A 22,629-nucleotide genomic window follows, 5' to 3' on the forward strand; every position below is an offset into this window, starting at 1 on the left:
TGGCAGGTAAATTGGAGCAGCGAATGGCAGGCAGACCGCGCGAGTTCGATCGCGAACAGGCGCTTTTAAAGGCGCGAAACTTATTCTGGCGGCAGGGTTACGAAGGCACCTCGATGTCGGATCTGGTGGCGGAATTGGGTATTGCTTCCGCGCGCATCTACAAAGCGTTCGGCTCCAAAGAGCAGCTGTTCCGCGAGGCGATCGCCAGTTACGAAACCAAGGAAGGCGGCTTTGCCGATCGCGCCTTCGCGCAGGAAAGCGGCATTCGCCCGGCGATCAAACGCCTGCTGGAAGATGCCGTGCGGCTCTATAGACGGCCGGATCTGCCGCAGGGCTGCATGGTGGTCTCCTCCGCCGCCAGCGTCAGCGCAGAAAACGACGGGCTCAAAGTCTGGCTGGCAGAGCACCGGCTGCAGCGCACGCAGCAGATCGTCGAACGGCTGCGCCAGGCGGTGCAAACCGGCGAACTGCCGGCCGACACCGACGCCGACAGCCTGGGAGACTATTTCGCCGTCTTCCTGCACGGCCTGTCGATTCAGGCGCGTGACGGCGTCACCGAAGCGCGGTTATTGGCGGCGGTGAACGTGGCGCTCAGGGCCCTGGGCAGCGCTTAATCCTCCGGCAAATCGACAATCACCAGCGTGCCTGCGCTGCCCGGCAACACGCGGTGCGGCACGCCGGCCGCGGCCTGATACAGCTGACCGGCCCGCACCACCACTTCTTCCCCCGCCACCTGCAGCCGCAGGTGGCCGCTGATCACCAGCAACCCTTCGCTGTAATCATGCACTTCATCCGCAATGCTGCGCGCATCCATGCGCAGCACTTTGATATTGGCCGCACCGACGCGGCCCAGCACGGCAGAGCGCCAGGCTTCGGGCAGTTCGGCCGCCTGCTGGTTTAAATCGAACAGCATCGGAATTCCCCCAGGTGCATGAAAAAGCGCACTCTAGCCTGATTCTGCGCCGCAGGGAAAGACGCTTTGGTTGCAGGTTATGACCGTTGGTTCTGAGGCGAGACGCGCCGGATGAACGCTTAAGGCAGCAGCGCCGCGGCCTCCCGATCGGCGATAATCAACAGGTCCGGATGCAGCATCAAAATGCTGGCGGGCACTCCGCTCTCCACCGGCCCGCTGACAATGCGCCGCAAAATGTCCGCTTTGTGCGAACCGTTGACGAGCAGCACCAGCTTTTTGGCGGCCATCACGCTTGCCGGCCCCAGGGTGACGTAATGATCGGGCAACCATTCAGTGCGGCCGCCCACCTCTTTGAGCAAAATGTCCGCCATATCCGGCCTGGCGGAAACCGGCACCCGACAGGTGCGGTCTTCGAAGGCGGTGGTGCCCGGCAGATTGCCGCAGAAATGCCCGTCTGCTCCGACGCCCATCACGATCGCATCCAGCCCGCCATCCTCGGCGATACGCCGATCGTGCTGAAGATAGTTGTCCGAATTCAAGACATGCAGTTGCCGCTCGGGGATCGCCGCCGGGCCAAAGAACATACGGTGCAGATTCTCCATGGTGACGCCATAGCCCGATCGGCCGGCGTAAGGAATTTCATCGAAATTATAGTAATGCGCGTTGGCGAATTCCGCGTGGCCCTTGACGCGCGGAGCCAACAACTCATACATCCGTTTAGGCGTCGAGCCGGCGGTGATAGCCAGATTGACGCGCTGCGGGCGCAGCATGTAACTCAACAACAGGCTGGCGGCCAACTCACTCATTTCCTGGTAGTCATTAGCGACGACAAGTTTCATTCCCTTCTCCTTTTTGCAAAAAAAAACCTAACCGCCCGTCCGGCCATGTTCGATGCCGGGAGAGAAGTTAGGTTTTGCCTGATCGCGTCAGTAACAATCCGTTTCTTGTCAGGTTATGGCGGCCAGCAATGAAATGCAAACCGCGTTGTGTGATGCAAGCCGCAATTGCGGCGATGCCTTTTTCGCGCCCTATACCGGCACGCGGCGGCTAATCTCCACCACCTGATCGCTGGGCAGGTAGTAATAATCCGTGACGTGCATGCCGTTGCGCACCATCAGCGCGAACAGGTTGCGCTGCCAGGATGGCAACCGGTCGTTCGCTTCGCGGCGCACCACGGTCTCGTGCCCGAGATAGTAGGTCGCCTCGTCGAAGTTCAGACCGGATTTCTGCGCCTCGACGTGCTGCAACAGCTGCGGGATGTTAGGCCGCTCCATAAAGCCATAGCTGGCCACGCCGCACCAAAAGCCCGGCGACAGCTCGCGCATTACCAACCGTTCAGCATTCGAGACCCGTGGCTCATTGACGATGGCAATGGTGAGCGCCAGCACGTTGGCGTGCAGCGAACCGTTACGCTTGACCTGCCATTTCATCACCGGCGGCGTCCCCTGCAGGCTGCGAGTCAGGAATACCGCGGTGCCCGGCACGCGCGGCACGGATTCGCGGCGGATTTTCTCCAGGAAATCCTCTACCGGCACTGTCGTTTCACCGAGGGTGCACGCGGCCGCCAGCACCCCGCGATGCCAGACCAGCATCACGGTATAGACCGCGGCGGCCAACAGCAGCGGGATATAACCGCCCTGCAGCACTTTAGTCATGTTGGCCGTCAGGAAGCTCAAATCGACCACGAAGAAACCGCCCGCCACCAACAGGCTGGCGATCGGCCCCCAGCGCCACACCTCGCGCATGGCGACGAACAGCAGGCCGGTGGTCATGATCATGGTCAACGAGACGGCGATGCCGTAGGCGGCGGCCAGATTGTCCGACGATTTAAAGAACACGGTCAGGAACAGCGTCACCACCATCAGCAGCCAGTTGATGGCGCCAATGTAGATCTGCCCGTAACTTTCCTCGGTGGTTTGCTTGACCCGCAGCCGCGGCAGCCACCCCAGTTGGATCGCCTGCCGGGTCATGGAAAACGCACCGCTGATGATCGCCTGGCTGGCGATCATCGTCGCCAGCGTGGCCAGGATCACCAGCGGGATCAGCAGCGCCGGCGGGCATAAACGGAAGAAGATGTTCTGCGTGACATCGGCGCCGCTCAGGATCAGCGCGGCCTGACCGGCGTAGTTAAGCAACAGGCTGGGAAAAACGATGCCGAACCAGGCCAGCCAAATCGGCCGTTTGCCGAAATGCCCCATATCGGCATACAGCGCTTCGGCGCCGGTGACGCACAAAAATACGCCGCCCAGCACCAGGAAGCTGGTCAGTCCGTTGGAGAACAGGAAGTGAATGCCGTAGAGCGGGTTCAGCGCCAGCAAAACCGCCGGATGCTGGATGATGCCCCACACGCCCAACGCAGCGATAGACAGGAACCACAGCGCCATGATCGGCCCGAACACGCGGCCGATGCGCGCGGTACCCAGCGGCTGAATGGCGAACAGACTGAGCAAAATCACCACCGCCGCCGGCAGAATATAGGGCTGCGACGCCGGCAGCACGATGTTCAACCCTTCGAGGGCCGAGAGCACCGAGATGGCCGGCGTGATGGCGCCGTCGCCGTAAATGAGCGCGGCGCCGAACAGGCCGGCGAACAGCACCAGCGGCCGGGATTTTCGCTTGCTGACCAGCAGCGACATCAGCGCCATGATGCCGCCCTCGCCGCGGTTGCCGATGCGCATGGCGAACATGGCGTATTTGAGAGAAGTGACGATCATCAGCGTCCAGAATATCAGCGACAGCAGGCCAAGGATCACCGGCGCCGAAGGCGCCTCGCCGGAGAGAAACAGCACGGTTTTCAGGGTGTACAGCGGGCTGGTGCCGATATCGCCGAACACCACGCCCAATGCGCCCAACGCCAGCGGCGCCAGCCCCGTCTTATTCACGGTTTCCGTATCATTGCCGACAGACATCTGCTCGCTCCTTGACGTTGCGCTGAGAGTGGGAATTGTTGTCACTTTATGGCCGTCGCGCCACGTGATCGGCAAGTTAAGCATAGCCGTCATCTTCGCCAGTGACAGTATCGCGCTTTGAAGCTTCAGCAATCATCGCCGGTGAGCAACGGTTTAAAAACGCCCACCCCGGAGGGCCTATCACTTTCCTGTTGGCGTGGCGCGCGTCGTGGGAAAGTGAAATGAACGTCCGGCTCTCCCCTGTTTAAGCCCGGTGTTACGCGAGCCGGCTCTCATCGGCTTCGCGGCGCAGCCACTGCCGCAGATTTTCGCCTTCCTGCGACAGCTCGCTATCCAGTCGAGCGCACAGGTAATAATCGCGGCCGTCATCGATCGGCAGATCGAACATTTTGATCAACTCACCGCTCTCAAGGTAGTGGGCGATTAACGGTTTACGCATCAACGCGCACCCTAACCCCGCCTGCACCGCCGCCAACGTCAACAATCCATCCTCGAACATCGGGCCGATACTGCGCAGCGGGCGCTTGACGCCGGCCTGCTGAAACCATTGCATCCAGGTATTGCGCTCCTCGTCATGCAGCAGCGGCAGCGTCGCCAGCTGATCCGGCGTATCGAGCAGACCGTGCAGTTTACTGAATGCCCGGCTGCACACCGGCACCATTTTTCCGGACATAAGCTTCTCGCTGCGATAGCCGGTCCACTGCCCGACCCCGAAGCGGATCGACAGATCGGCGGCGTCGCTCAGGTAATTGCGGTGGTTGGCGTAGACCACATTGATGTCGATATCCGGGTTTTCACGCAGAAAACCGCGCAGCCGCGGAATGAACCAGCCCATGCCGAACAGCGGGATCAGGCTGATGGTCACCTGCCGCGACGCGGATTGTTCACGCACGTGTTCGGTCGCCTGCCGCAGCACGTTGAACGCCGAGCGAATCGAACGGTAGTACTCCCGCCCCTCGCTGCGCAGCACCAGGTTGCGCCCCTGCCGTTCGGTCAACGGCATCTGCAAAAATGCCTCCAGCGTTTTGAGTTGATGACTGACCGCCGAAGGCGAAATCATCAGCTCGTTGGCCGCCGCGCTGATGCCACCCAGGCGCGCGATGGCCTCGAACGCCCGCACGGCGCGCAGCGGCGGATCGTTCGGCAGCATCGGCAATGGCTCATCGTACTGTTCTGTTTTTTTCATATATTGACTGTTTTTGGGAAATCGACACTGAAGGAATGGATTCAATATACATAAAAATCAATGCATTAAAATCACTCGTTTTTTGTATAAGAAAGTATTTTTCCGTATTTTACAATTTTTTTAAATTCTCTACTGTGAGCCTCTGACTCATTATCTCCGGACTCTCCTTATGGATACGCTGGTACAGCAAACCGTCAACGGTTTGATGCTCGGCAGCATTTATGCGCTGATCGCGCTCGGCTACACCATGGTGTACGGCATCCTGCGCATCATCAACTTCGCGCACGGCGACGTGCTGATGGTCGGGGCGCTGAGCGCGCTGTCGGCGATAAACGTGTTGCAACACCACTTTCCCGCGTTATCGCCCTACGCCACGCTGCTGCTGGCAGCCCTGTGCGCCATGGCGGTCTGCGCCATCACCTCGATGGCGATCGAGCGTCTGGCCTATCGCCGGTTGCGTAATGCACCGCGCCTGGCCCCGCTGATCAGCGGCATCGGCGTCTCGCTGCTGTTGCAAACCCTGGCGATGCTGATCTGGTCACGCAATCCCCTGATGTTTCCGCAGCTGTTGCCGATGACGCCCATCGCCCTGACCGCAGGCAGCGCCGAACATGCGCCGGCGGTGATCACCGGCACGGCGATCGTCACGCTGGCGGTGGCCGTAGCGGTGATGGCCGGTCTCTGGCTGCTGGTCGAACACAGCCGTTTCGGCCGCGCCATGCGCGCCACGGCAGAAAACCCGCAGGTCGCCGGCCTGATGGGCATCAGTCCTGACCGCATCATCGTTCTGACCTTCGCGCTCGGCGGCGCGCTGGCGGCGGTCGCCGGCATCATGATGGCCAGCAACTACGGCAATGCCGGTTTCTCGATGGGCTTTCTGCCCGGCATCAAGGCGTTTACCGCCGCCGTGCTCGGCGGCATCGGCAACCTGCGCGGCGCGATGCTCGGCGGATTGCTGCTGGGCCTGTTCGAATCGCTGGGCACCGGCTATCTCGGCGAGCTGACCGGCGGCGTATTCGGCAGCAACTACCAGGACGTGTTCGCGTTTCTGGTGCTGATCGCCGTGCTGGTTTTCCGCCCCTCCGGGCTGTTGGGCGAACGCATCGCCACGCGCGCATAAGGACATCACGATGACCGTTTTGACTCCCCCCGCTCCTCTGGCCACGCCGCGTCGCGCCGGGCTGGGGCTGACGTTGTTCATTCTCGCCCTGCTGCTGGCGCCCTGGGTGGCGGGCGCCGCCGGCGGCAACTATTGGGTGCGCGTTGTCGACTTCGCCTTGCTGTACCTGATGCTGGCGCTCGGGCTGAACATCGTGGTGGGCATGACCGGATTGCTGGACATGGGCTTTATCGCTTTTTACGCCGTTGGCGCCTATCTGGCCGCGCTGCTGTCGTCACCGCATCTGACGCAGCAGTTCCCGCTGCTGCTGCAGTGGTTCCCCGACGGACTGCATCTGTCGATGCTGTGGCTGATCCCGCTGGCGGCGCTGCTGGCGGCGGCGTGCGGCATCCTGCTCGGCGCGCCGACGCTGCGGCTGCGCGGCGATTATCTGGCGATCGTCACGCTGGGCTTTGGCGAGATCGTGCGCATTCTGATGCGCAACCTGGATCGCCCGGTCAACCTCACCAACGGCCCCAAAGGCATTTCCGGCGTCGATCCGGTCAGCCTGTTCGGCCTGAAGTTTTCCGGCATGCATGAGTGGTTCGGCGTGCGTTTTTCCGGCCTGTACCTGTATTACTACCTGTTCGCCGCGCTGCTTCTGGCGATCCTGTTTATCAGCCTGCGGCTGCAGAATTCGCGCATTGGCCGCGCATGGACGGCGATCCGCGAAGACGAGGACGCCGCGCGGGCGATGGGCATCAACACCCGCAACTTCAAGCTGCTGGCCTTCGCCATCGGCGCCACCTTCGGCGGCGTGGCCGGCGCGCTGTTCGCCGCGTTTCAAGGCTTCGTGTCGCCGGAATCCTTCACCCTGCAGGAATCGATCGCCGTACTGGCGATGGTGGTGCTCGGCGGTATGGGGCACATCCCCGGCGTGATCCTGGGCGCGCTGCTGCTGGCCGCCCTGCCGGAGCTGCTGCGCAGCAGCATGGGGCCGCTGCAGCAGGCGCTGTTCGGCCAGGTGCTGATCGACCCGGAAATCATCCGCCAACTGTTCTACGGCCTGGCGCTGATCCTGGTGATGCTGTATCGCCCGGCGGGCCTATGGCCGGCTCGCCATGCCGGGAGGAACGCCGCATGACGCCGCTGCTCACTTTAAATCACGTCAGCAAACGTTTCGGCGGCCTGACGGCGGTGGATGACGTCAGCATGAGCATCCGCCAGGGGGAAATCTACGGCCTGATCGGGCCGAACGGCGCCGGCAAAACCACCTGCTTCAACCTGATCACCGGCCTGTATCGCGCCGACGAGGGCGAGTTCAGCCTGTTGGGCCAGCGCTATAAACCGCAGGCCATCGACAAAGTGGCGCAGGCCGGCATCGCCCGCACCTTCCAGAACCTGCGGTTGTTCAACGAAATGAGCGTGCTGGAAAACGTGATGGTCGGCTGCCATGTGCGCACCCGCAACGGCCTGTGGGCGGCGATCGCTCGCCACGGGCGCGCTAAAGAGGAGGAACAGGCGGTGCGCGATAAATCTCATGCGCTGCTGGAATACGTCGGCATCAGCCAATTCGCCCATTACCGCGCCGGCGATCTCGCCTATGGCCACCAACGCCGTCTGGAGATTGCCCGCGCGCTGGCGACCGAGCCCCGGCTGCTGGCGCTGGATGAACCGGCGGCCGGCATGAACGCCGGTGAAAAAGTGGCGCTGCGCGAGCTGCTGCTGCGCATCCGCGACAGCGGTAAAACGCTGCTGCTGATCGAACACGACGTCAAACTGGTGATGGGTCTGTGCGATCGGCTGACGGTGCTGGATTACGGCAAAGCGATCGCCGAAGGCGAGCCGGCGCAGGTGCGGCGTGAACCGGCGGTCATTCAGGCCTATCTGGGAGGCGGCGCGCATGTCTGAAGCCCTGCTGAGCGTTAAACGACTCAAAGTGTCTTATGGCGGCATTCATGCGGTCAAAGGCATCGATTTTATGGTCAACGCCGGCGAACAGGTGACACTGATCGGCGCCAATGGCGCGGGCAAGACCTCCAGCCTGCGAGCGCTGACCGGCCTGCAGCCGTTCGAAGGCGACATCCTGTTCGACGGTTTCTCGATTCGCGGCGTGCCGCCGCACCGGTTGCTGCAACGGGGGCTGGTGATGGTGCCGGAGGGACGCGGCATTTTCACCCGTTTGACGGTACGGGAGAACCTGCAGCTCGGCGCCTATGCGCGGCGCGACAAATCGGCGGTGCGGCAAGATTTCGAACGGGTGTGCGCCACCTTCCCGCGGCTGAGCGAGCGTCTGCACCAACCGGCCGGGCTACTTTCGGGCGGTGAACAGCAGATGGTGGCGATGGGCCGCGCGCTGCTCAGCCGCCCGCGGTTGCTGATATTGGACGAACCCTCGATGGGGCTGGCGCCGATTGTGGTGGAAGCCATTTTCACGGTCATCAAGCAGTTAGCCCGTGACGGCGTCACGCTACTATTGGTCGAGCAGAACGCCCGCCTGGCGCTGGAGTCCACCGATCGCGCCTATGTGTTGGACAGCGGCAGCCTGAGCCACAGCGGCCGTTCCGCCGACATGCTGGACGATGAAAAAATCAAACAGATCTATTTGGGTGAATAACCGTTGTTTCTTTTAACCGCACCAGGAGTATGACATGCAACAGAACATTCGCATCAAACCGTTGGCGCTGGCTGCCATGACAATGATTCTTAGCCTCCCGGCGCTGGCGGTCGACACCGTGCTGATCGGCCTGGCCGGGCCGCTGACCGGCCCTTCCGCGCGCATCGGCAAAGATCTCGAAAACGGCGCGCAACTGGCGATCGCCGACGCTAACGCGCAGAAACCGACGCTGAACGGCAAACCGGTCACCTTCAAACTGGTGTCCGAGGACGACCAGTCCGATCCGCGCACCGCCGTGGCCGTGGCGCAGCGTTTGGTCGACGAAGGCGTCGCCGGCGTGGTCGGCCACTGGAACACCGGCACCAGCATCCCGGCGGCGCGCATCTATCACGACGCCGGCATCGCCCAGGTGGCGCCGGTCGCCACCGGTCACGGCTATACGCAACAAGGTTTTGACACCAGCTTTCGCGTGATGGGCCACGACGACGACGGCGGCAACTACGCCGGGCAATATGCGGTGAAGACGCTGAAAGCCAAGCGCATCGCGGTGATCGACGATCGCACCGCTTTCGGCCAGGGGCTGGCGGACGAATTCATCAAATCGCTGCAGGCCCAGGGCGTGCAGCCGGTCGCCCGTGAATACGTCGATGACAAGACCGTCGATTTCAGCGCCGTGCTGACCACCGTGCGCAGCAAAAACGCCGATCTGATCTTCTTTGGCGGCGTAGATTCCCAGGCGGCGCCGCTGGCGCGCAAACTGAAACAGCTGGGCATGAACGCGCAGCTGATGGGCGCCGGCGGCTTTGTCAGCCAAACCTTCCTGACGCTGGCGCAGCAGGAAGGTGAAGGCGTCGTCGCGCTGGAGCCGGGGCTGCCGCTGGAACAGATGCCGGGCGGCAAGGCGTTTGAACAAGCCTACCGCGATCGTTATCACACCCACATCGAACTGCATGCGCCCTTCGCCTACGACGCCACCCGAGTGCTGATCGCCGCCATCGAACAGGCCGGCTCGGCCAACCCGACCGATTATCTGCCGAAACTGCGCGCCATACATTACCAGGGCGTGACCGGCGCCATCGCCTTCGATGCGCAGGGCAACCTGCAACAGCCGAGCTTCACCCTGTATCGGGTGGTTGACGGCAAATGGCAGCCGCAAACCGTGTTGGGCGGCGCCAAACCACAATAAATCAAGAGGAGCAAGGCGATGAGCTGTGCAAACAACGAGTTGGGCATTTTGGCCCGCAGAAAAATCGAGGCGGAGATCATCAAACCGATCTACCAGATCCTGGTGCGTGAAATCGGCAAGGCGCGCGCCCAGGCGGTGATCGGCGAGGCCATCGAGAATGCCGCCATCGCGGCGGGCAAACAGTTCGCCGCTCAGGAACCGAACGGCGCGGATCTGCGCAGCTTCGCCGCCTTGCAGTACCTGTGGGAAAAAGACGATGCGCTGCGCGTCGAGGTGATCAATCAGGACGAACAGCACTTCGACTATAACGTCACCCGCTGCCGCTACGCCGAGATGTATCACGAGATGGGGCTGGGGGAGATCGGCCACCTGCTCTCCTGCGCTCGCGACAGCCAGTTTATCGTCGGCTATGCGCCTGACGTTGAACTGCAGCGCAGCCAGACCATCATGTCCGGCGCCCCCTGCTGCGATTTCCGCTACACCGCTAAAACACCGGGAGAAGATCAATGACGTATCGGGTCAACGGCGAGCGCCTGTGGCAAAGCCTACAGACGATGGCGCAGTTCGGCGCCATCGCCAATAACGGCGTCACCCGGCTGGCGCTCAGCGAAGAGGATCGTCAGGCGCGCGACCAGCTGCGCCGGTGGGCGCTGGAGGCGGGTTGCACCGTACGCGTCGACAAAATGGGCAACATGTTCCTGCGCCGTGAAGGCGCTCGCCCCGAGCTGGCGCCGGTCGTCACCGGCTCGCACGGCGACTCGCAGCCCCGCGGCGGCCGTTTCGACGGCATCTACGGCGTGCTGGCCGGATTGGAAGTTATTCGCAGCCTTAACGATCGGCAGATCGCCACCGAACGCGCGATCGAAGTGATCAACTGGACCAACGAAGAAGGCGCCCGCTTCGCGCCGGCGATGATCGCCTCGGGCGTGTTCGCCGGGGTATTCGACCTGGAATACGGCCTGACGCGCCGCGACGAGCACGGCGTCAGCCTCGGCGACGCGCTGGAGCGCATCGGCTACGCCGGCGAGTATCCGGTGGGCGGCGCGCCGATCCACGCCGCCTTCGAGTTGCACATCGAACAGGGGCCGATTCTGGAAGCGGAGCATCTCGACATCGGCGTGGTGACCGCCGCACAAGGGCAGCGCTGGTATGAACTGGAGGTCGTCGGCTTCAGCGCCCATGCCGGCACCACGCCGATGGATCGGCGCCGCGACGCCCTGCTCGGCTTTGCGGCGCTGGTCACGGCGGTCAACCGCATCGGTTGGGATTTCGCGCCCGACGCGCGCGCCACGGTGGGCATGGCGCAAATTACCCCCAATTCACGCAACGTGGTGCCGGGACGCGTCTTTTTCAGCGTCGAATTCCGCCATCCAGAGGAGTCAATTCTGGAGCAGATGGAGCAGCGCCTGCTGGCGGCGGTGAACGCCGTCAACGACGGCAGCCTGAGCGCGCGCGCCGAGCGCATCTTCCAGTATCCCCCGGTCGCTTTCGATCGGGGCTGCATCGACAGCGTACGTCATGCCGCGCAAGCGTTGGGCTATCGCCATCGCGACATGATTTCCGGCGCCGGCCACGATGCCTGTTACCTTAACCGCGTCGCTCCGACCGCCATGATTTTCATTCCCTGCGTGGACGGCATCAGCCACAACGAGCGGGAAGATATCACCCCCGCCTGGGCCGCCGCCGGCGCCGACGTGTTGCTGAACGCCCTGCTGGCGCACGCCGGCGCCTGATCCTCACCCCGGTTTCTTGCCGGGGCCAAAAAATATTCAACAAAACGGTTGAATATTAGCCCGCCTGTTCTATATTCAACCATATGGTTGAATTATCTTCCTCACAGCTGGACGCCATTTTTCATGCGCTGGCCGACCCGACCCGCCGCTCGATGTTACGCGCGCTGGCCGGCGGTGAGCGCAGCATCGGCGAACTGGCCGCGCCGCTGCAGATGTCGTTCGCCGGCGCCTCCAAGCACGTGAAAGCACTGGAACATGCGGGCCTGGTGCAACGCACCGTGCAAGGAAGAAACCATATCTGCCGGCTCGAACCCGAGCCTATGGCGCAGGCCATGCACTGGCTGCAAACCTATGAACATTTCTGGACTGAACGGCTGGATGCGCTCGAACAGGCGCTGCTGCAGCCCGAACAGCTTCCTCCCAAGGAGTGAACCATGAATGATTACGGCATGATTATCGAACCCGGCACGCTGCGCATCCAGCGGCTGCTGCCCGGCCCCATCGAACGGGTGTGGGCTTACCTGACCGAATCCGACAAGCGCGCCACCTGGCTGGCGGCCGGCGCCATGAAGTTGGAAAACGGCGCGCCGCTGGAGCTGGAGTTTCGCAACTCCGATCTGGCGGGCGAGCACGAGCCACCGCCGGCCAAGTACAAACAGCACGGCGGCTGCGTCAGCAACCGCGGCCACATCACCTGCCTGTTCCCGCCGCGCCTGCTGAGCTTTACCTGGGCCGAACAGGATCAGGGCCGCCCTTCCGAGGTGACCTTCGAGCTGACGGAACAGGGAAACGCGGTGCTGCTGACGGTCACCCACCGGCGCCTGGCCAACCGCGACGAGATGCTCAGCGTCGCCGGCGGCTGGCACACCCATCTGGATATCCTGCTGGATCGTCTGCACGATCGGGCGCCGCAGCCGTTCTGGAGCACCCATGCCCGGCTGGAAGAAGAGTACCGCGCCCGCCTGTAATTACGACTCGTCCCTGCGCCTGAACGCCAGATAACCGGCGATCAGCGTAAAACTGCCGACCAGCAACACCAGCAGGATAAAACCGTGGTGATTGCTGGCCAGCGGTATCCCTCCGACGTTCATGCCGAAGAAACCGGCGACGATGTTGATCGGCAACGCCAGTACGGTGATCACCGTCAAGGTGTAGAGCGTGCGGTTATTCTGCTCCATCAGCTTGGCGCCCAGTTCTTCCTGCAGCAGCCGGATGCGTTCGGTCAGGCTGGCGAGATCGTTCAACACCACGGTGAACTCTTCGGTAAACTGCCGCAGATCCTGCACCACCTCGCGGCTCAGCCAGGCCGGCGGCCGGTTCAACAGGCGAAACAGCGCGGCCGGTTCCGGCGCCAACAGGCGCTGAAAGCGCAATAACATGCGGCGCATGCGCCCCAGCTCGGCGCGGTTGCGTTTGACGCGGCGGGTCAGCAGGCGATCCTCGATGGTATCGACATACTGGTTAGCCTGCCGCACCACCTGCTCCAGCACGTCCTCCTGCTCTTCCAGCAGGTGCGCCAGCAGCTCGGTAGACGACGCCAACTCCAGCGCCGTCAGGCGGCCAAGCAGCCGTTCAATCAATCGCACCGGTTTGTGACGCACGGTGACCACCAGCCCACGGCAGCAATAGAGCCACAGCGTCGCCGTTTCCGGGTTGCTGTCCTCAGGGTGGAAAATCACGTCGTTGAGCACCGCGAACAGATCGTCGCCCTGGCGCTCGATGCGCGTGGTGTGGGAACCGTGCCGAATTTCGTGGAAGAAAAAATCGGAAATGGCGAAATGGTTTTTCAGCCACTTCTCCGCCGCCGCGTGGTTGAGATTGAGGTGCAGCCAGATAAAACCGTCGCCGGGCGACAATGTTTGGTAAGCCTGGCAAACCTGCTGCGAGTTCAGGCGCGCCGGCGGCTCGCCGGAGCGAAACGCATGGCCGTAGATCAGCCCGGTCACTTCATCATCAAAATCCAGCTTGTGCATCTTTTCCGCTGCCGTTTGCACCATAACGCCTTATCCTGCCTATGGCCGTTAGCCCAGATCGTCCACGCTGTTATAACAATCTTTATCGCTCGGCGTTAATGATTTTCAACGCTCTTGCTCATTAATATTTTCGTCATAAAAACGTCATTTCATTTTAAAAGTTTTCATCCCCTGCCCGTTCAGCAACCGCACAAACGGGGCCGCATTCGCGGTCGCTTTATCAGCTAAAGAATGGGCTATTCAATAAATCCCAGTTTGAACTGCGCCTTGCCCGCCAGCGACATCAGGCTCGCATCTTCAGGATAGGTCGCCAGCAGCGGGAAAAAGACTGCGCCGCCGATAATGCTGCGGCGCTTTGAATCTGCCGGGCGCAGCCCCCAGATATTCTGGTACGTCATCGGTACAACCTGGCCGTCAACGAGCGCATTGCCGATATACAGCATGATATGGCCCGGAATATAAACCAGCGTGGTGAAGGGTTTGCCGTGATCTTTGAGATAGCGCAGCCGTTCACGGGTGTTCGCTTGAGCAAGATCAACCACCCGGGTGGCCGCCTGTATCTGCGCGGCGGAATTTCTGGGAAGAAAGAGGCCAAAAGGCATCAACAGACTGCGCAGTTCGGCGGAGCAGTCATTATTGAAGTTATAGTTCCCCCAGCCATAAGGCCTGCCGCTCATTGACCGCATCAGTACGGCAAAATGTTCGGGCGTCATTTTCCACGGCATGGCGGCAAATTCCCCCTTCTTGACAACGATCCGGCGCATCTGTGCGCGGCCATCCTCTCGGCGTACCGGCACGGCGACCACAAAAAGACCCTGTCGGTGACGGTAAAATGGCAGGATCGTGCCGTGGCGCGCCGTAAAATAAAATTGGCCGCCGGCTTGCACCGAGACCGGCTGTTTAATGAATGCCCCCAGATTTTTCTCCGCCAGCGCCAGCCATTCGGTGACAAACTGCCGATCCACCGCCGCGATGTCTTCGCTATGCACCCATCCGATCACCGTTGGCGACGCGACGTAGTTCCAGCGTTTATCGCGGCTTTGCGTAATAACGTATACAGGCGTACCGGGACGGATAGATGAATCCTGTAAATTATCAAACGGATAACCCTGTCCAGCCAGGCGAGGATCGTCATAAGCCGGATCGGCCGTCGGCAGGATCCTGACCAGCGTTTCCCTGACTGCAATGCCCCTGCCCGCAGGATGGAACGCCTTATCCATGTCGGTCGACGCGTTATCTCTGACTTGCTGTTTCCAGCGGTCAGTGTGAGTCCTGAAGTTTTCCCCCCAGGAGACACTTTCACTTCCCAGGTATTTATCCATTGCGGCATCACGGCGGCTTTGCGCTTCACGGTTCAGGACGGAAGCGATGTAATGCGGATTCCAGGGGGATTGATCATTCGGCCCCATGCCAAAATAGTGGGATTTGAGGGCGAAGAAATGGCGCTGCTGCGCGGCGGCATCCATCACGGGCACCCGCCGTTGCGGGCCATAGGGGATCCATTTATCGACAGATTGCGAGTAGTTACCCAGCGGGAATAGCGATTTGGTCGCATCGATAGGGGTTGTCGCTACGGCGTCTTGAGGTGGCTCTCTGACCGGCGCACTATGGCAGGCCGACAGCAACAGAAGCATCATCAATACAAAGGGTTTTATTCCATTAGGCATTTTTTATCATCTCCGTGACAGGTGAAAATTTCTTCTTCATCCTGACCAGAAGTGATTGCAAATGATACTCAATAACACTATCGATTGACGCCCGGTTGAGGAACAAAACGCAAAAGCAAGCCCGCCCGCTTGCTCCTGCGCCCTCACATTCTCACCACGCCAACAGACGTTCCAGCGCCGCCGCCGGCCCTTTACGGCCGATAAGCGCCGCCCGATGCCAGATAGAGCCGCTGTCGCTCACCCACTGCTCGCTTACCCACTGGCGCCGGGCCAGGCTGCGCAGTGCCTGGATGCTGTCGACGGTGGTATACACCAGCCAGGCGCCGAACAATACGCCGGCCAAGGCGATCCACAGATTGACCGTTGCCGCCAGCTGCGCGATCAACAACAGCAACAGCGCCATCTGCAGTAAGGTTTTAGCGGTGAAAGCGCACAGAAAGAAGGTCCGCATTCGGTTTTCCAGCGCAAAACAGGGGTTGGTTAACACCTGGCGGGTTTCCTGTACCGGAATGCCTTGCACATAGACCATCCATTGCGAAGCCCGTCGGGGATTCATCGCCACGCCCTTTTCCGCCAGCTGGTGTAACCGCATCGAAACGGCGACCGGCCAGACGAGCGCGAGCAGCAGGCAATAGAAGAACGCCGCACTGACGCCGCACACGCCCAATCCGATCGCGGCCAGCACCGCCAGCAGAGCCTTGCCGGAGTAAAACCAAAACGGCACCACTTGGTAATTCATAAAGTTCCCTTTTAAGTCCATTAACCAGTCCGATAGATTACTCCCTTATCAAGGCGTTAAACGCGAGGGAACAAAAAATTTTTGCTGTTACGCAGAACGCGATCGGCCCCTCTATCCTGCGCCGCCAAACCTGCTAACCTGCGCATTTTGATTTTTGACAGGAGTCTTCCATGCGCCAACGCATCATTGTCTGCCCGCTGATTGAAAACGATAACGCCTTCCTGCTGTGTAAAATGGCCGCCCACAAGGGCGTGTTTCCCGGCCAGTGGGCGCTGTCCGGCGGCGGCGTCGAGCCGGGTGAACAAATAGAACAGGCGCTGCGGCGCGAAGTGCGCGAAGAGTTGGGCGCCGCGCTGATCCTCGACAACATCACGCCCTGGACTTTCCGCGATGACGTGCGCGTCAAAACTTACGCCGACGGCAGCCAGGAGCAAATCTACATGATTTACCTGATTTTCGACTGCCATGCCGCCAACCGCGACGTGACGATCAACGACGAGTTCGATGACTACGCCTGGGTGCCGCGCGAGCGCCTCGCGGACTACGATTTGAACGAGGCCACCCGCTTCACCCTGCGGCAAAAGGGATTGTTGTAACAGTTTGAGCGATTATCGCCCTATTTCCTTCACATTTGCCGGGCAGACTCTTTTGATATTTTTTAATCACTTAGGGTCACTATTGCCGCCGTTATGCTTTTATCTCACGCTTTTCTCCGTCTGCCTGTCCGGCGCTTCAGCGCCGCCCTGCTGTTCAGCCTGCTGTTCGTTTTGGCGCCCGTGCATGCCGCTGCACCGCCGCTGGTGCTGAATGCCAAATCGGTGCTGGTCGTCAATCAACGCACCGGAAAGACCCTTTATCAGAAGCAGCCGAACCGCGTGCTGCCGATCGCCTCGCTCACCAAACTGATGACCGCCATGGTCGCCCTGGACAGCAAACGCCCGATGGGCAGCAAGCTCAAAGTCACCGCCGCCGATCGCGATCTGCTGAAGAAAACCCATTCGCGGCTGACCATCGGCTCGGTGCTCAGCCGCCGCGACATGCTGCACATCGCCCTGATGTCTTCGGAGAACCGCGCCGCCGCCGCGCTGAGCCGCAGTTATCCCGGCGGGCGCAAGGCCTTCGTGGCGAAAATGAATCAGAAAGCGCGCGCCATCGGCATGAAACGCGCCCGCTTCTACGATCCGACCGGGCTGACGCCGCGCAATGTGGCGACCGCCAACGATCTGCTGAAGATGGTCAATCACGCCTATCGCTATCAGTCGATTCGCCGCTTCAGCACCGACAAGCAGCAGATCGTGCGCCCCGGCCGCGGCCAGCTGGTTTACCGCAGCTCCAACGGCCTGATCAACAACCCCGCCTGGAAGATCCAGCTGCAGAAAACCGGCTTTACCGACGAGGCCGGCCACTGCCTGGTGATGCGCACCACCATCAAAGGGCAGCCGGTGGTGATGATCCTGCTCGGCGCGCAGCCGCGCTACGGCCACTACCGTGACGCCATTCGTCTGAAGGCCTGGCTCGAGCGGTAACATCGCGGCGCTTTACCGTTCTGCGCATATCCAAATCCGTTTTGGATCAATGGAATATCCTATCGCCAATCAGTATTAAGCCGTGCGCCGCCCGCATGGTATTTGTCAGGCATATCTGATGAGGAAAGGAGCGGGAAAAATGGCTTATGCCTTGAGCATATTGGAAAAAAGTCCGATAGCCGACGGGGAAAGCGCCGCGCAGGCGCTGGCGCGCACGCTGCAGCTGGCGCAACGGGCGGAACGCTGGGGGTATCGGCGTTTCTGGCTGGCCGAGCACCACAATACGCCGCAGCTCGCCTGCCCGTCGCCGGAAGTGCTGATCGGCTATCTGCTCGGCCAAACGTCGCACATTCGCATCGGCTCCGGCGGCGTGATGCTGCAGCACTACAGCGCCTACAAGGTAGCCGAAAACTTCAACCTGCTGGCGGCGCTGGCGCCAGGGCGCGTCGATCTCGGGGTGGGCAAAGCGCCCGGCGGGCTGCCGCTCGCCACCCAGGCGCTGCAGGCCGCCCATGACCGGCAAAACAAACCGGCCTTCCCGCAGCAGCTGTCGCAGCTGACCGCTTACCTGAACGACGACGCCGAACCGGGCCTGAGCGCCACGCCGCTGCCGCCGCAGGGCGCGCAGCGTTTTCTGCTCGGCGCCAGTAAAGAGAGCGCGACGCTGGCGGCCGAGTCCGGCTGGGCCTTCGTGTTCGCCGCGCATTTGAATGGCAATCCGCAGGATATCCGCGACGCGCTGGAGCACTACGCCGCACACAGCGGCGGCCGCAAGGCGCTGCTGGCAGTGGCGGCGATCGTGGCCCCCAGCGAGGAACAGGCCGCGGCATTGGCGGCGGAGATTCAGCAATACCGCGTGCACGTCGCCGGTGAGCAGAGCGTGACCGTCGGCAGCCTGGCGCAGGCCGAGAGTTTCGTGCAGCAGGCCGGCGCCACCGACTACCGCATCGAGCCGCGGGAAAGCCATATTCTGCTCGGCACCGCGCAGCAGGTGCATCAGCAACTGGCGCAGCTACAGCAACAGTACGGCGTGGACGAGTTCATCATCGACACGCCGATCGCCGAACCGGCCGCCCGGTTAGCCTCGCTGCAGTTACTGGCGGAAGAGAGTTTGACGCCGGCTTAGTTGATCGCCGCCGCCGCCCGCATGGCTTCGGACAGATCCTGCGCCAGCGGCGCCAACTGCGACGGCGTGACGTTCGCCAGGCTGACGCGGAGCGCCGGACCACACTTCAGGCGGAAAGGTTCACCGCCCTGCACCAGCCACCCCCGCTGCGCCATCAGCTGCGCGGCGGCGGTTTCCGAGCGCACCGGCACCCACAGATGCAGCCCTTCACCTACCGCCAGCGCCGTGTGATTCAACGCATTGAGCCGCTGGACCAGCTCATCCCGTCTGGCCTGATACGCCTGTTGCGCCCGCTGCAATTGCCCTTCCTGCAAGGCTTGTTCCCACAGTCTGGCGGCGATCTGCTGCAAGATATGGCTGACCCAGCGTTCGCTGATGTACTGATCGGCGCGCATCGCCTGCAGCAAAGTCGGGTTGCCGCAGGCCAGCGCGATGCGCAGATCCGGGCTGAGAAACTTGCTCAGCGACAGCACGTACAGGCCGCGATCGCCGTCGAACGGCAGATGCAGCGGCTGTTGCGACAACGGCCCCCAGAAATCGTCGACGATCGCCAGACACTGCGGATGGCCGCGTAGAAAACCTCGCCACTGCTGCGCACGTTGCGCTGAAAGCGAAGCGCCGGTCGGATTATGGGCACGCGGCGTCAGGATCACCGCGTCAGCCGCGCCGCTCTCCGGCAGCCGACAGCCCTGTTCATCCACCGCCAGCGGCAGCGGCCGCAGGCGCAGGTGACGCAGCAGCGTCAATAGCGGCGGCCAGCAGGGATCTTCCACCCACACCGCCGCCCCAGGCTGCGCATGGCAGCGCAGCGCCTTTTCCATCGCGTCCAACGCGCCGGAAAACACCGCCGGTTCCCCCAGCGTGACGCCCTGGCGGCTGAGCCACTCGCGTCCCAGACCGGTCAATACCGGCAGGTCGCCGCTGATGTCATAGCCGTTTTGCTGCGGGAACACCTCCGCCGCGCCAAGCCTCAGCGCCGGCAGCAAAGCGGCATCCAGGTTGCCGCTGGCCAGATCGCACATTCCCGCCGGCACCTGACGCGGCGCATAGGTCGCACTCACCGCCGCCAGCGGCGGCTCCAGCACCACCGTTCCCGCCCGCCCGCGCGTCGCCACCAGGCCGGCATCGCGCAATCGGGCATAAGCGCTGGCGACGGTATTCGGATTGACCTCCAGCTCCGCAGCCAGTTGGCGTACCGGCGGCAACAGCTCGCCCGGCCGCAGCGCGCCGTCTTTGATGCGTGCGGCGATCTGCTCGGCAATCTGGACAGCGCCGCCGCCTTTTGCATACAATAAACTCATACATAAATCCTTTTGTACTAATTCAAATAAGATTAGCAGCTTCCGCGGCCAAAAGTAAGGGGTTCCATGGATAAACATTACGTGCTCGACATTCAGTATGCAGGAAAAGCCTTTGCCCGCCTGGAGATGTTCACCCCCTGGGCAGCCGATCAGCTGGAGCAGGCGTGCGCGCTGTTCCCGGCCGCACAGGGTTATCAGGTGCAGCTCAGCCAGGTCAGCGAACGCCGCATCGTCTACCAGAGCGGCGCGCAGGGCATCACGGTGCTGGGCGAGTCGCTGGCGCTGACGCCGTTCACCCACGCTCACGAGGTTAAACAATGAAAAAAGCCGTCGCCATTCGACACGTCAATTTTGAAAACCTGGGTATTCTCGGTTCCCTGCTCTCGCTGCGCGGCTATCAGATCGACTATTACGATGCCGGTCGCGATGATATTCGTGCTATCAATAATGAAGAAACCGATCTGTTGGTGGTGCTCGGCGGGCCGATCAGCGCCGCCCGGCACTTTTCCGGTGAGCAGCGCTATGATTTTCTCGACCATGAATTGGCGCTGGTCAAACAGCGCCTGGCGCAGCGGCGGCCGACCCTCGGGGTGTGTCTCGGCGCACAGGTGATCGCCCAGGCGCTGGGCGCCGACGTGATTTCGCTCGGCGTTAAAGAGATCGGCTTCGCCCCGCTGACCACGCTCGCGGCCCAAGACGACTCGGTGCTGGCGCCGCTGGCCGATACGCCGGTGCTGCATTGGCACGGCGATATGTTCATGATCCCGGACGGCGCCCGCTGCCTGGCCGGCACGGCGATTTGCCCGCATCAGGCTTTCGACTATCAGGGGTTCGCGCTCGGTCTGCAGTTCCATCTGGAGGCGGATCACCGCGATATCGAACGCTGGCTGATTGGCCATGCCTGCGAGCTGGAGCTGGCCGGCATCGCGCCCCAGAGCCTGCGCGAACAGGCGGCGCGCCACGGCGCACAGCTGGAACAGCGCGCGCGGCAGGTGTTCGCCCGCTGGCTGGATAATAACGAACCAAGGATGTAACTCATGCAACAGGCTTCACCCTTGCGATCACCGTCCATCGATGTGATCAGCATTCAATCTCAGGTGGTTTACGGCAGCGTCGGCAACGGTATCGCCTACCGTGCCCTGCTGAAAAAGGGGCTGGAAGCGCTGCAGGTGCCCAGCGTGCTGTTCGGCTGCCCGCCCTATTACGGCAAGCCGCATGGCGGCGTCATCTCCGGCGAGTGGTTCGGCGGCTTTCTCGACGATCTGATCGCCCGCGGCGTGATGAAACGCACCCGGGCGGTGATCGTCGGTTACCTGGGCGACGTGATGCAGTGCCATATTCTGGCCAACTGGCTGCAGCGGGTGCGCGCCCTCAATCCGCAGATAAGGATCTATATCGATCCGGTGATAGGCGATTACGGCGAAGGGATCTACGTGGATGAGCGTATCGTCAATTGCTATCGTTCACCGTTCCTGCGGCTGGCCAACGGCCTGACGCCGAACGGTTTCGAACTGGAGCAGCTGTGCGGCCGCTCTCTGAGCAGCCGGGAGCAGACGCAACGCGCCGCGCAGGCGCTGTTGAACGACACCACCGAATGGGTGCTGGTCACCAGCGCGCCGGGCGTGGCACAGCACGAAGACGAAGTGGGTTTAATGTTGGTCACCCGGCAGGAAGCGCAGTGCTTTACCCATCCGAAGGTCAAATCGGCGGTCAAAGGCACCGGCGATCTGTTCACCGCACTGCTGGTGAGCCATCTGCTGCGCGGCGCCGCGCTCGACGCGGCCGTGGTTGCCGCCGGCGGCGAAGTGTGCGACGTGCTGGCCGAAGCGGCGCATTTCGGTTGGGAAGAGATCGGCAGCCTGCGGGCGTTAAAACCGTAAGACCTGTGGAGAGTCAGGGGCAGCATGCCCGCCCCTGATAAATATCAGCGTTTTTTCTTTTTGTTGAAATCCAGCTCGAAGGCGAACACCGCGCTCTGAATTTTGCGCTCCATCGCCAGCCCCAGCTTGAGGAAACGGCACGACAGGCGCGAGAAGTGCACCACCTGGTCGTTATCGTCGGTTTCCTGATCGTCGTTGACCACCACCAGCTCCATATTGACCTTGAAGCTGCCGTAGCTGCCCAGATCCAGCTCCGCTTTTTTGAACTGCAGGCCAGGCTGGAAGAAATCCGGCAGCGGGCCGTCGAAACGCAAACCGACGCCGCCGGCGGAGAGATCGTGGATCCGCAGCTCATAAGGCGTGCCGTCCGGGTACTCGCCGGTGCAGAAGAATTGGCGCCAGTGCGGCGTAGTGATGCGGAACTGGCGGCGGCGCTGGATATAGACCAACTCCTGCGGCAGCCGGGTCGAGCAGGCCTGGACGCCCTGATGTTCGGTCAGTTCTGCCTGACCGACGGAAAACTCGATTTTGGCGTCGTGGCTTTCAATCACGATGGTGCAGGCGCCGTCGATGGCGTTTTCCGCTTCCTCACCGCTAAACACGATATTGTCCGGCCCGACGCTCAATAACAGACTTTGAAACCGGTGCTGCTGATTTTCTACGCGCAGCGGCGTGCGTTGTTTGCAAATTTCACGCAGAATCGCCAGAACTTCAAAACGCTCCCGTTTGATAAACAGTCCGTTATCGCTGTGCTCCACACGTCTCTCCTGACTT

At 61.8% G+C, this 22,629-nt stretch carries 25 protein-coding genes; 16 read left to right on the top strand and 9 right to left on the bottom strand.

Features of this window, described 5'->3' with window-relative positions:
- Window positions 1-23 precede the first annotated feature (23 nt).
- On the top strand, window positions 24-614 hold the full coding sequence (locus GT753_RS08500) for a TetR/AcrR family transcriptional regulator (protein WP_160125510.1): 591 nt from the start codon (window positions 24-26) through the stop codon (window positions 612-614).
- On the opposite strand, the gene GT753_RS08505 is transcribed toward GT753_RS08500, so the two are convergent.
- The 4 genes from GT753_RS08505 to GT753_RS08520 all read right to left on the bottom strand — a co-directional run bounded on the left by GT753_RS08505 (window position 611) and on the right by GT753_RS08520 (window position 5,008).
- A complete protein-coding gene (locus GT753_RS08505) occupies window positions 611-913 on the bottom strand; it encodes a cupin domain-containing protein (RefSeq protein WP_160125511.1) in 303 nt (100 codons plus the stop codon). The two genes, GT753_RS08500 and GT753_RS08505, sit on opposite strands and share 4 nt — an antisense overlap.
- A gap of 119 nt (window positions 914-1,032) precedes the next feature.
- Window positions 1,033-1,752 carry a glucosamine-6-phosphate deaminase gene (locus GT753_RS08510; RefSeq protein WP_021503752.1) on the bottom strand — a complete coding sequence of 240 codons (720 nt, stop codon included), beginning with the start codon at window positions 1,750-1,752 and terminating at the stop codon, window positions 1,033-1,035.
- 189 nt (window positions 1,753-1,941) lie between these two features.
- Complete coding sequence (locus tag GT753_RS08515; protein ID WP_160125512.1) at window positions 1,942-3,822, bottom strand: potassium transporter Kup; 1,881 nt, start codon at window positions 3,820-3,822, stop codon at window positions 1,942-1,944.
- Between the two features lie 256 nt (window positions 3,823-4,078).
- Window positions 4,079-5,008, bottom strand: coding sequence for a LysR substrate-binding domain-containing protein (locus GT753_RS08520; protein ID WP_160125513.1), 930 nt, complete (start codon window positions 5,006-5,008; stop codon window positions 4,079-4,081).
- A 169-nt stretch (window positions 5,009-5,177) separates the two neighbouring features.
- On the opposite strand from GT753_RS08520, the gene GT753_RS08525 reads away from it, so the two are divergent.
- The 9 genes from GT753_RS08525 to GT753_RS08565 all read left to right on the top strand — a co-directional run bounded on the left by GT753_RS08525 (window position 5,178) and on the right by GT753_RS08565 (window position 12,611).
- Entirely contained in the window at window positions 5,178-6,128 is a 951-nt protein-coding gene (locus GT753_RS08525) for a branched-chain amino acid ABC transporter permease (RefSeq protein WP_004938163.1), read from the top strand.
- Window positions 6,129-6,138: 10 nt separating this feature from the next.
- Window positions 6,139-7,251, top strand: coding sequence for an ABC transporter ATP-binding protein (locus tag GT753_RS08530; RefSeq protein ID WP_075684418.1), 1,113 nt, complete (start codon window positions 6,139-6,141; stop codon window positions 7,249-7,251).
- On the top strand, window positions 7,248-8,018 hold the full coding sequence (locus GT753_RS08535) for an ABC transporter ATP-binding protein (RefSeq protein WP_021503757.1): 771 nt from the start codon (window positions 7,248-7,250) through the stop codon (window positions 8,016-8,018). Before GT753_RS08530 ends, GT753_RS08535 begins: the two co-directional genes overlap by 4 nt.
- Window positions 8,011-8,724, top strand: a complete 714-nt coding sequence (locus tag GT753_RS08540) for an ABC transporter ATP-binding protein (protein ID WP_015377959.1) — start codon at window positions 8,011-8,013, stop codon at window positions 8,722-8,724. Before GT753_RS08535 ends, GT753_RS08540 begins: the two co-directional genes overlap by 8 nt.
- A gap of 34 nt (window positions 8,725-8,758) precedes the next feature.
- Complete coding sequence (locus GT753_RS08545) at window positions 8,759-9,910, top strand: branched-chain amino acid ABC transporter substrate-binding protein (RefSeq protein ID WP_160125514.1); 1,152 nt, start codon at window positions 8,759-8,761, stop codon at window positions 9,908-9,910.
- Between the two features lie 18 nt (window positions 9,911-9,928).
- Window positions 9,929-10,420 carry an L-2-amino-thiazoline-4-carboxylic acid hydrolase gene (locus GT753_RS08550; RefSeq protein ID WP_015377960.1) on the top strand — a complete coding sequence of 164 codons (492 nt, stop codon included), beginning with the start codon at window positions 9,929-9,931 and terminating at the stop codon, window positions 10,418-10,420.
- Entirely contained in the window at window positions 10,417-11,643 is a 1,227-nt protein-coding gene (locus GT753_RS08555) for a Zn-dependent hydrolase (protein WP_160125515.1), read from the top strand. Before GT753_RS08550 ends, GT753_RS08555 begins: the two co-directional genes overlap by 4 nt.
- An 83-nt stretch (window positions 11,644-11,726) precedes the next feature.
- Entirely contained in the window at window positions 11,727-12,074 is a 348-nt protein-coding gene (locus tag GT753_RS08560; RefSeq protein WP_004938187.1) for a helix-turn-helix transcriptional regulator, read from the top strand.
- Between the two features lie 3 nt (window positions 12,075-12,077).
- The gene (locus GT753_RS08565) at window positions 12,078-12,611 is read left to right on the top strand and encodes an SRPBCC family protein (protein WP_015377962.1); all 534 of its coding nucleotides are present in this window, start codon (window positions 12,078-12,080) and stop codon (window positions 12,609-12,611) included.
- Here the strand turns inward: GT753_RS08565 and GT753_RS08570 are convergent, their stop codons facing one another.
- The 3 genes from GT753_RS08570 to GT753_RS08580 form a co-directional block, all read right to left on the bottom strand.
- Complete coding sequence (locus tag GT753_RS08570; protein ID WP_015377963.1) at window positions 12,612-13,640, bottom strand: transporter; 1,029 nt, start codon at window positions 13,638-13,640, stop codon at window positions 12,612-12,614.
- 212 nt (window positions 13,641-13,852) lie between these two features.
- Window positions 13,853-15,283, bottom strand: a complete 1,431-nt coding sequence (locus tag GT753_RS08575; protein WP_160125516.1) for an SH3 domain-containing C40 family peptidase — start codon at window positions 15,281-15,283, stop codon at window positions 13,853-13,855.
- A 151-nt stretch (window positions 15,284-15,434) separates the two neighbouring features.
- Window positions 15,435-16,022, bottom strand: a complete 588-nt coding sequence (locus GT753_RS08580) for a hypothetical protein (protein WP_021503763.1) — start codon at window positions 16,020-16,022, stop codon at window positions 15,435-15,437.
- A 170-nt stretch (window positions 16,023-16,192) separates the two neighbouring features.
- Between GT753_RS08580 and nudI the strand changes: the two genes are divergently transcribed.
- From nudI to GT753_RS08595, 3 genes are all read left to right on the top strand, one after another.
- Window positions 16,193-16,618 (top strand): nucleoside triphosphatase NudI, encoded by a 426-nt coding sequence (nudI, locus tag GT753_RS08585; RefSeq protein WP_015377966.1) that lies wholly within the window; start codon window positions 16,193-16,195, stop codon window positions 16,616-16,618.
- 93 nt (window positions 16,619-16,711) lie between these two features.
- A complete protein-coding gene (gene pbpG / locus GT753_RS08590; RefSeq protein WP_160125517.1) occupies window positions 16,712-17,548 on the top strand; it encodes a D-alanyl-D-alanine endopeptidase in 837 nt (278 codons plus the stop codon).
- A 139-nt stretch (window positions 17,549-17,687) separates the two neighbouring features.
- On the top strand, window positions 17,688-18,674 hold the full coding sequence (locus tag GT753_RS08595; protein WP_015377968.1) for an MsnO8 family LLM class oxidoreductase: 987 nt from the start codon (window positions 17,688-17,690) through the stop codon (window positions 18,672-18,674).
- Here the strand turns inward: GT753_RS08595 and GT753_RS08600 are convergent.
- Window positions 18,671-19,975: an aminotransferase class I/II-fold pyridoxal phosphate-dependent enzyme gene (locus GT753_RS08600; RefSeq protein WP_160125518.1), complete on the bottom strand. Its 1,305-nt coding sequence runs from the start codon at window positions 19,973-19,975 to the stop codon at window positions 18,671-18,673. The two genes, GT753_RS08595 and GT753_RS08600, sit on opposite strands and share 4 nt — an antisense overlap.
- A 66-nt stretch (window positions 19,976-20,041) precedes the next feature.
- On the opposite strand from GT753_RS08600, the gene GT753_RS08605 reads away from it, so the two are divergent.
- Genes GT753_RS08605 through GT753_RS08615 form a run of 3 tightly spaced genes read left to right on the top strand, consistent with a single transcriptional unit; the run spans window position 20,042 to window position 21,855 of the window.
- A complete protein-coding gene (locus GT753_RS08605; protein ID WP_004938217.1) occupies window positions 20,042-20,296 on the top strand; it encodes a hypothetical protein in 255 nt (84 codons plus the stop codon).
- Window positions 20,293-21,009: a glutamine amidotransferase gene (locus tag GT753_RS08610; protein WP_075684413.1), complete on the top strand. Its 717-nt coding sequence runs from the start codon at window positions 20,293-20,295 to the stop codon at window positions 21,007-21,009. Before GT753_RS08605 ends, GT753_RS08610 begins: the two co-directional genes overlap by 4 nt.
- A gap of 3 nt (window positions 21,010-21,012) precedes the next feature.
- Window positions 21,013-21,855: a PfkB family carbohydrate kinase gene (locus GT753_RS08615; RefSeq protein ID WP_015377971.1), complete on the top strand. Its 843-nt coding sequence runs from the start codon at window positions 21,013-21,015 to the stop codon at window positions 21,853-21,855.
- Between the two features lie 44 nt (window positions 21,856-21,899).
- Here the strand turns inward: GT753_RS08615 and GT753_RS08620 are convergent, their stop codons facing one another.
- Window positions 21,900-22,613: a flagellar brake protein gene (locus GT753_RS08620; protein WP_004938226.1), complete on the bottom strand. Its 714-nt coding sequence runs from the start codon at window positions 22,611-22,613 to the stop codon at window positions 21,900-21,902.
- Window positions 22,614-22,629 lie beyond the last annotated feature (16 nt).

The organism is Serratia sp. Z4, from assembly GCF_009900725.1.
Classification (GTDB): domain Bacteria; phylum Pseudomonadota; class Gammaproteobacteria; order Enterobacterales; family Enterobacteriaceae; genus Serratia; species Serratia nematodiphila.